At 58.0% G+C, this 8,051-nt stretch carries 8 protein-coding genes; 7 read left to right on the top strand and 1 reads right to left on the bottom strand.

The features are described 5' to 3' along the window. The first annotated feature begins 6 nt into the window (after positions 1 to 6). The 7 genes from NZK35_RS11010 (at position 7) to trhA (ending at position 6,275) form a co-directional block, all read left to right on the top strand. Entirely contained in the window at positions 7 to 2,145 is a 2,139-nt protein-coding gene (locus NZK35_RS11010; protein ID WP_259632585.1) for a flagellar biosynthesis protein FlhA, read from the top strand. Beyond that, positions 2,142 to 2,375, top strand: coding sequence for a hypothetical protein (locus NZK35_RS11015; protein WP_143547972.1), 234 nt, complete (start codon positions 2,142 to 2,144; stop codon positions 2,373 to 2,375). Before NZK35_RS11010 ends, NZK35_RS11015 begins: the two co-directional genes overlap by 4 nt. An 11-nt stretch (positions 2,376 to 2,386) precedes the next feature. Beyond that, positions 2,387 to 3,097, top strand: coding sequence for a sigma-70 family RNA polymerase sigma factor (locus NZK35_RS11020; RefSeq protein ID WP_259632586.1), 711 nt, complete (start codon positions 2,387 to 2,389; stop codon positions 3,095 to 3,097). Beyond that, complete coding sequence (locus NZK35_RS11025) at positions 3,082 to 3,291, top strand: hypothetical protein (RefSeq protein ID WP_095739597.1); 210 nt, start codon at positions 3,082 to 3,084, stop codon at positions 3,289 to 3,291. The genes NZK35_RS11020 and NZK35_RS11025 overlap by 16 nt, the downstream gene beginning before the upstream one ends. Then, positions 3,288 to 4,640, top strand: coding sequence for a hypothetical protein (locus tag NZK35_RS11030; protein ID WP_259632587.1), 1,353 nt, complete (start codon positions 3,288 to 3,290; stop codon positions 4,638 to 4,640). The genes NZK35_RS11025 and NZK35_RS11030 overlap by 4 nt, the downstream gene beginning before the upstream one ends. A 4-nt stretch (positions 4,641 to 4,644) precedes the next feature. Next, entirely contained in the window at positions 4,645 to 5,349 is a 705-nt protein-coding gene (locus tag NZK35_RS11035) for a hypothetical protein (RefSeq protein WP_259632588.1), read from the top strand. 275 nt (positions 5,350 to 5,624) lie between these two features. After that, positions 5,625 to 6,275, top strand: coding sequence for a PAQR family membrane homeostasis protein TrhA (gene trhA / locus NZK35_RS11040; protein WP_259632589.1), 651 nt, complete (start codon positions 5,625 to 5,627; stop codon positions 6,273 to 6,275). A 210-nt stretch (positions 6,276 to 6,485) separates the two neighbouring features. Here the strand turns inward: trhA and NZK35_RS11045 are convergent, their stop codons facing one another. After that, on the bottom strand, positions 6,486 to 7,940 hold the full coding sequence (locus NZK35_RS11045; RefSeq protein ID WP_259632590.1) for an IS701 family transposase: 1,455 nt from the start codon (positions 7,938 to 7,940) through the stop codon (positions 6,486 to 6,488). Positions 7,941 to 8,051: the final 111 nt, after the last annotated feature.

Raw genomic sequence — 8,051 nt, forward strand, 5'->3', positions numbered from 1 at the left:
AAATCGATGAAAGACACGGATTCCAATTTCGGATTTCTGCAGCGGAGTGAGCTTTGGCTTTCGGCCTCGTTCCTCGCGATGCTGGTCGTCCTGATCATCCCCTTGCCCACGTTCCTGCTGGACATGTTTCTGGCCTGCAACATCGCCGCGGCGATCTTGTTGCTGTTGGTCACCCTGGGCGCGAAAAAGCCCCTCGATATCGCATCCTTTCCGTCGCTGTTGCTGTTGCTGACGCTGTTCCGGCTGTCGTTGAACGTTGCCACGACGCGTTTGATCCTGCTCGATGCCAATGCCGGCAAGATCGTGTTGACGTTCGGGGATTTTGTCGTCGGCGGAAACCTGGTCGTCGGCGTGGTGATCTTCTTGATCTTGGTCACGATTCAGTTCATCGTGATCACCAAGGGGGCGACGCGGATCTCCGAGGTCAATGCCAGGTTCACACTCGATGCGATGCCCGGAAAGCAGATGGCGATCGATGCCGAACTCAACAGCGGTGCGATTGACGAGAAAGAGGCGCGGGATCGACGCAAGGGGTTGACCCAAGAAGCGGAGTTTTACGGTGCCATGGACGGTGCCAGCAAGTACGTCCGCGGTGATGCGATCGCCGGTTTGATCATCATGATCGTCAACATCCTCGGCGGCGTGGTGCTGGGAGTCAGCGACGGTCAAGCGATCACCGACGCTCTGCAAGTCTATTCGATTTTGACGATCGGTGACGGACTGGTGTCGCAGATCCCGGCACTGATCATCGCCACCAGCGCGGGCATCCTGGTCACCAAGTCGGCATCCGAGTCCAACCTCGGCGACGAAATCAATGAACAGGTTTCCGGTGCGTATCGGTCCTTGTTCCTGGGCCCGATGATCCTGGTGTTGATCGCGTTCACGCCGGGCTTTCCGAAATTTCCCTTCCTGCTGCTCGCCGCTGCGGTGTTCGCATTTGTCTTTTTCGCCAAGCAACGCGAGACGGCCAAAACCGAGGAAGCCGAGAGAGAGCCGGAAGTCGTCGCGGCGACCGAGACACCCGAAGAGAAGGGGTTGCAGAAGTTTGTCCAACCCGAACGGATCATCATCGAAATCGGTGCCGGTTTGATCGCGCTTGCCGAACCGAAGCGGGGCAAGGGCATCGCCGAACGGATTTCGACGTTGCGTGAAGACGTGGCGATCGAGCACGGGTTCTGGGTGCCCGCGGCGCGGATCCGCGACAACCTGCAAATCGGTGTCAACGAATACCGCTTTCTGATTTGCGGGCGTGAGATCGCGCGGGGGCAGGTGTTCGTCAACGACTATCTGGCGATCAATCCAGGCAGCATCAATGCGGAACTGGAGGGTGAGCCGATCCGGGACCCCGCGTTCGACCTGCCGGCCAAATGGATTCCGGAATCGCAGCGCCGTCGGGCGGAGGTTTTAGGGTTTACCGTCGTCGACGCGCCGACTGTGTTGATCACGCACCTGAGCGAATGCTTGCGGAAGCACGCCCACGAACTTTTGAGCCGACAAGACCTTCAATCCATGCTAGAGAAACTCAAGGAGATCGCGCCGACGACGGTCGAGGAAATCAAACCGGATACGGTGCGTCCGGCCACCCTGCATCAAGTGCTGTTGAATCTGCTCCGCGAACGCATCTCCATCACCGCCCTAGAAAAAATCGTTGAATCGGCGGTTCAATTCGGTCCCCAAATCAAAGACCCCGTTCAGTTGACCGAAAAGATAAGAGGCGGTATCGGCCACATCATCTGTGACCGGTTCCGTGACAGCAACGGAAACGTGAGGGTCATCATCCTGGAGCCGCGATTGGAACATTATTTCCGAGAACACCTCAATGGCGACGCGATCGTGTTGCGTCCCGATCAGCTGGAACGCTTGATCATGGAACTGCAAGCGAAATGGGAAGCGTCGCGATTGAAAAACCAGATGGCGACCGTGTTGGTGGATTCGTCGGTTCGCTTCCCGCTGCACCGAACGATCTTCCGGTCGTTGCCGGAAATCAGTGTGGTCGCTTACAGCGAGGTCCCCTCCGACATGCGCATCGAGTCGGTGGGAATGATCCGCTACGAAGACGTTTTGGGAGATGGCGAGAATCCCTCACCCGACCCGTTCGTACTCGGGCTGCACGGCAAAGACGGCAATCAAGAAGGGCGTAAATGAGCGGAAAGTCAACAACTCGGCGTGCATCGTTCCGGCGTCAAAAGGCGTTTCCGGTGGGGACGTTGATCGCCCTGTTGACCGCGGTCGCGGTGACCTTGGTCGGCGTCATCCTGGGGCTGGAATCATCAACCATTCTGATGCGTGCCATCGTGTCCTCGGTCCTGGTCGGATCGGTCGTCTCGATCGGTGTTGGAGTGATTCGACTCGCTGACGCGGACTACAAGGACTGAGCGGCTTCGTTATGAAAGCGACGATCGAAACGACCTACAAACCGTCCGCACAGACCGACCGCGATCGGCTGGTGCTGGATAACATCGACTACGTTGGGCGGATTCTCAGCACGATGACATTCTTTAGCAGGAATGATGATCATCGGGAAAACCTCCACTCCGCCGGAATCCTGGGGCTGGTCCAAGCCGCCGCCAGCTTTGATGCCGAGCAAGGGGTCGCGTTTCGAACGTTCGCCTATCCACGGATCCGCGGCGCGATCGTTGATGAATTGCGCAAACAGTCTCCGGTCTCACCCCGCATGATGCGTCATGTCGGCAAGATCAAAAAACTGTGTGAGACGCTCGAGCCGCCGATCACGCCCGAACAACTCGCCGAACGCTCTAGCCTGCCGATCGATGTCGTTTTGGAATGTCTCGAAGCGATGCGGTTCATCAAGCCTGACGACTGGAACGATCTTTCTGACGTAGTTCACAAAACTTGGCGGACCAGTATCGATTCTCCGGAAGATCTGGCCGAAAAAGAAGAAATCGGACAACTGCTTGCAGAATTGATTGAGCAATTGCCAGAGAAGGAACGCCTGGTGATGACGCTGTACTACAGCGAGGAATTAAACCTGGCGGAAATCGGGGCCGCGATGGGTTTGTCCGAATCGCGCACCTCACGCCTGTTGGCCGCAGCGAGATTCAGACTCAAGGAGGCAATTCGATGGAAGACCAGCTAGCAACCGTGTTGAAAGAACGCACCACCAAGGTCGGCGGACCACGCGTCCGGGTCGGGCCGACCAAACACTGCAATGCCGAACCAGAAGTTCGAGTGATCAAAGACGGAAATCGTATCGAATCGATCGTCATCGCTTGCCCCTGTGGGGAAGAGATCACGGTGATTTGCGGCTATGACGAGACAGCGAGTACGTGACTAACACCCGCAGCAATGACCGACAGCGTGCACGGCACGCGACGACCAGGGGCGACCACGGCACCGCCGAGCGTGCCTGCGCGCCGCGCCGGTCCCTGATCGCCGTCTCGTTGCTGCTGGCCACCCTCGCGTCCGGATCGACGGCGCCGGCGCAAGAGCGGCATCACAGTCGCCGCGAGCAGAATCCCAATTCGGCGCTGCGAAAATTGGATCTGCTGCAACAAAGCGTCAAACAAAAGCTGAAAAACGCATTGGGCGTCAAGGGACAGAACACGTCAAACGATGACGCATCGATGAGCGGCGCCAATGACACGACGGGGGCTGACGACCGCCATGGCCCTGCCGATGGCCGCACCGCTGGCAACGGTGAAGTACAAGCCGGAAACCCCGCTCAACAACAGTACCACCCCAAATGGACTCCGCAGCCGACCCGTCCGACCGCTGCGGAAAGTCATCCCCGTTGGGTGCCGCCGACCAACCAGCACGACGACGGTAGCCGCGGTTTCGCAGCCGAGAATCGTTGGCAGCCCGAGCGTGACACCCAAGAACAGTACTTCCAAGAGCCGCCCGCACAGCAACAGTACGCACAGCAACAGTACGCACAGCAACAGTACGCACAGCAACAGTACGCACAGCAACAGTACGCACAGCAACAGTACCCACACGAGCCATACGCACCAGAGACATACGCCAGCCCGAACCCGATGCGGGCGGCCGAATCAGCGGAGCAGCATGCCGTCGGGCCAGCGGCGTACAACCAGATTCAACGGCCCTTGCCGCCACCGATCGCCGAATTGGCGACCGGCGAGATCCCGCATCCGGCGGGGCAACAGGGAGGCGGACCGACCGGCCGTTGGGATGGTCAGAGAGCTTACGGTCAGGGACAGGGTTATGCGGATCCTCGCTATCCCAATCCGTCCGGCATGGCCTATCGCGGTGAGCAACCGGGAACGCGCCTGGCAAACGGCTCGATCAACACCAACGCGCCCCTGGCGCGGGGCAGTGTGTTGGGCGACAACCAGATCACGGCGACACAACATGCGCTCCGATTGATCGAAGAAAACGGTGACCTGAAAGCCAAGTTGGCGATGCTGGACGCCGAAAACAAACGGCTCAAGGAAAAACTGGACCAGACGGAAACGTTGCTGGGGCGTTCGACCAAGGCCGTGGAAGGGGCGTATGAGGAGATCGAGGCGACGCGTCAGATCAACCGTGAACTGCAAACGAAGCTGAACGAAGCGGAGCAAAAATACAATCGCTATCTGATGGAAACCGATCGGATGCTGCAATCGATCCGCGAAGAGTTGGACGATGTGTTGGTACGCGAGATTTCGGCGAACGGGACTTAGTGTCGTGCATACTTTTAGACTTCGATTGCTCGCCTCGACCTTGATCTTGGCTTGGTCCATTCAGTGGTCGCCGGCCGGTCCGCCGCGCTGGTGGACGCGCTGCAAGGGGGAGTGCGGCGCGACGTGCCATTGCCAGGAACCGACCAATGCAACGGGGAAAACGGCGGCGCCGAAGTGTCCTCCGCAGCCGGTGCGAACGTCACCGCTGTTGGGACAATTGAAGCCGAATCGAGTGTTGATCGTCGCGCCCTTGGACGGCCAGGATCGCTTGAAAGAGCAGATGGCATTAATGCAAGCCTTGGCCGCCGCGCTGCGGGCAAAAGCCGGCGTCGACGTGGTTGAAAGTCCGCGGCGGGTCTGCGAAGCCTGTTTTCCGATTCACAGCGGTCGATTTGACGAACGCAAGCTGGTCGAACTCGGCAATCAACACTTCGTCGATACGGTGCTGTACTGCAACATCGAGTCGATCGATGCGTACAGTCCGATGCGGTTGGAGATTCAATTTCTCGCCATCAACGTCGCCCAATCCGTGGCGATCGTCTCGGGATCCCATTCGTTTGATCTGGCCGATCCGGCGATGAGGGAGTGCTTTTTTGCGGCGATGAACGCCGACCCCGCCGTTGACACGACCCTGAAGAACTCGCCGACGCGGCTGATCGACTACGGGGCCACGCGGGTGGCCGGCGCGCTGGCACAGGTCTGGAAGTAGACGCAAGCAAAAAGTGGCGTAAGTTTCCAGCTTGCGATTCGGGAAGCTTTCAGCTTCCCTCCTCTCCACGACGATGAAACCGCGCCGAGCCCGTAGGCTCGCGCCAAACGGCTGATCATCGCTTGACATCAGCCGGTTCGCGTCAGCGTCCGGGCCTCCACGACCACGAAACCGCGTCGAGCCCCGGTAGGCTTACGCCAAAGGGTTGATAAAATCGGTCAACGGTTTGCGAGTTCCGCGACCCCAACGCCAGGAATATCGGAGCATCAGGCTTTGTGAACGAACCCGTCCCAACTCATGGAAACGCACCGGTCCGTCACGGTGAAGAGTGGGCCAATGCGCTGACGCATGGGTTGGCGGCATTGATGTCACTGGTGCTGGGAACGTGGCTGGTGCTTGAGGCGTTGCCTGACGGGGCCGGGTTGGCGTTGGCCTGCGCGGCGTACATCGCATCGGTGTTCGCGACGTTTTCGTTTTCAACGTTGTCCCACGCGATCCTGCAGCAACCGCTGTTGGACACGTTGCGGGCTTGGGACCAGGCGATGATCTACGCGATGATCTCGGGGACCTACACGCCGATTGTGTTCCGCTACGCGCCCGACGCAGTCCGCACGCCCTTGTTGGCGGCGATCTGGGTGGCGGCGTTTGCCGGCATCGCCGGCAAGTTACTGATGCGTCATCGCGTCAACAACGTGGCGACCGTCAGCTACCTTTTACTCGGGTGGCTGCCGGCGATTCCTTTGTATGGCAACGTGCCATCGGGCCTCGGCTGGGGAATGTTACTCGGCGGCGTGTTGTACACCCTGGGGGTGCTGGTGCTGCTGAACGATCACAAGTTCAAATACTTGCACGTCGTCTGGCACCTGTTCGTCATCTCCGCGGCGCTCTGTCACTTCCTGGCGATTCAGTGGTACGTGTTGCCCTAGCGGCAGCGGTGTCCGGTTCGTCCATCGCTGCTCTGATCGACGACGGCCCTTCCGGGCGGTCGATCCTTCCTGATCGTCAGCGTCAAAGACCGGAGGGCTCGCGCCCCGTCGATTTAGTGAGCCGCGACGCGTAAGCGGCCGGGCATCCAGGTTTTGCCCGCGGCCTTACGGCCAATACCGCTAAGTTCCAGTTTTGCACTTTTAGATGCTCTATCCGGCGAGCGTTGCCAGGAACGTGAGCAAGGTCGCCGAATTATCATCGGGTGTCGTTGCCAGCGACACCTTCGATAATTTCTCGTCCCAGCTTTTGCGGCGCAACGTCGTCAGCATGTCCGCGAAGCTCGGTTCGCTTTTCCAATCGTACCAGGGCCGATTGGGAAACTGCAAATCAGCATGTCCTTCGGTCGCGAACCACACAATCGTCAGGCTGTACAAAAACATCGCCATCGGGGCGGTTCGCTGCACTGCCAGCGGCGTCCGATTGGCCGGATCTTCCAAGCCAAGGTGTTGCTTGCAGTCAAAGTGTGTCACTTCGATCGACCAACGCTGCGAAAAGATCGAGAGAATCTCTTTCGGAGTCATCGACACATCGGTGCAATAGAAGATCCGCGTCGGACGTTGGCCCACAGTGTCCTGCGACAGCACCAATCGAAGCAGTCGATCGTTGCCTGCTTTGTAGTACAAGCCCGTGCGAGTCTTGACTCGAAGCGATCCGTGCAAGCCGTATTGATCGTAGTGAAGTGTCTGCCAACGTGTCTTGTCTTTTGCCCACGCGGCGGCATCTTTCAAACGATCCCCTTTCTTTCGACTCCGACCACGACGAACTTGTGTTTCCTTGGGAGCCGGCGCATACAACGCGGCTTTGGCATGAACCGGACCGATCAAATCGAAGTTCTCCGGCAACTTCGACAGCACGCTCTTGCCGCTGTAAAGGCTGTCAACAACAAGAATAAACCGTCGATTGGGGAACCAAGATGCGACCAACGTTAGCATCTCGGCCATCAATTCAGGCCGTGTTTTGTGGGATTTTGCGCCGACTTTGTGAGAACGCTTGGCGTTCCTGGCAGCCTGCTTTTTCTTTTCTGCAGCTTGTTTGGCTTTCTTCGATGCTGCACGAACTTGGCTGGCGGTTGGCTTCTTCGCGTTCTTGCGTTTGCCTTTGGCAAGCCCTTGCTTGTTGCGATACAGCCGCATGCAAATGGGAAGTGCGAAAACTTTCGTCGGTGCCCACCAAGGATTCGAAATCACGATGCAGAGGTCGACCCAGTCGTGGCCCCAGTGGCAAATTTTCTTGGACTTGGAAGAGCTCAGCGCGTCGTGGTGCATGCCAGTTCCGAAGATTCCCAGTCCGCGTTTGCGACACAACGTGTCGTCGCCCGCGAGCACAATTGTGGCGTCGTCGCCAATCAAGTGATTCACGATCAAATGTGCAAGCAGCTTCCAAAGGTGGTCGATGTTCCAAACGGCTTGAGAAAAGAACCGGTGGTAATCGGAGAAATGACCATTGCCAACGGAGTCACTTGTGACAATTAAGTCGGTGACATAGCGATGCCGCATTGACAGGATCCACCCCGTCATCAGCAATCGAAACGTCGCAAAACTCGGTTCGGTGAAAACTGGCGAAAACGTACGTAGCAAAGTCTCGAATGAATTGGTAAGTTCCATCTTGGGCGGCTTCCGTGCCAAAGGAATTGAAAGTTAAGAGGTTCAATTTCCATTGTCGCGGGCCGCCTTTTTCGTGCCAATATCAGTTCCCAAAAGTGCAAAACTGGAACT

This window comes from Stieleria sedimenti (assembly GCF_025060895.1).
In the GTDB taxonomy this organism is placed as follows: Bacteria; Planctomycetota; Planctomycetia; order Pirellulales; family Pirellulaceae; genus Stieleria; species Stieleria sedimenti.

What these genes read in the sequence shown, in the direction of transcription:
- NZK35_RS11010 (WP_259632585.1), top strand. Translation starts at nt 7, where the DNA reads ATGAAAGACACGGATTCCAATTTCGGATTTCTGCAGCGGAGTGAGCTT.
- NZK35_RS11015 (WP_143547972.1), top strand. Translation starts at nt 2,142, where the DNA reads ATGAGCGGAAAGTCAACAACTCGGCGTGCATCGTTCCGGCGTCAAAAG.
- NZK35_RS11020 (WP_259632586.1), top strand. Translation starts at nt 2,387, where the DNA reads ATGAAAGCGACGATCGAAACGACCTACAAACCGTCCGCACAGACCGAC.
- NZK35_RS11025 (WP_095739597.1), top strand. Translation starts at nt 3,082, where the DNA reads ATGGAAGACCAGCTAGCAACCGTGTTGAAAGAACGCACCACCAAGGTC.
- NZK35_RS11045 (WP_259632590.1), bottom strand. Translation starts at nt 7,940, where the DNA reads ATGGAACTTACCAATTCATTCGAGACTTTGCTACGTACGTTTTCGCCA.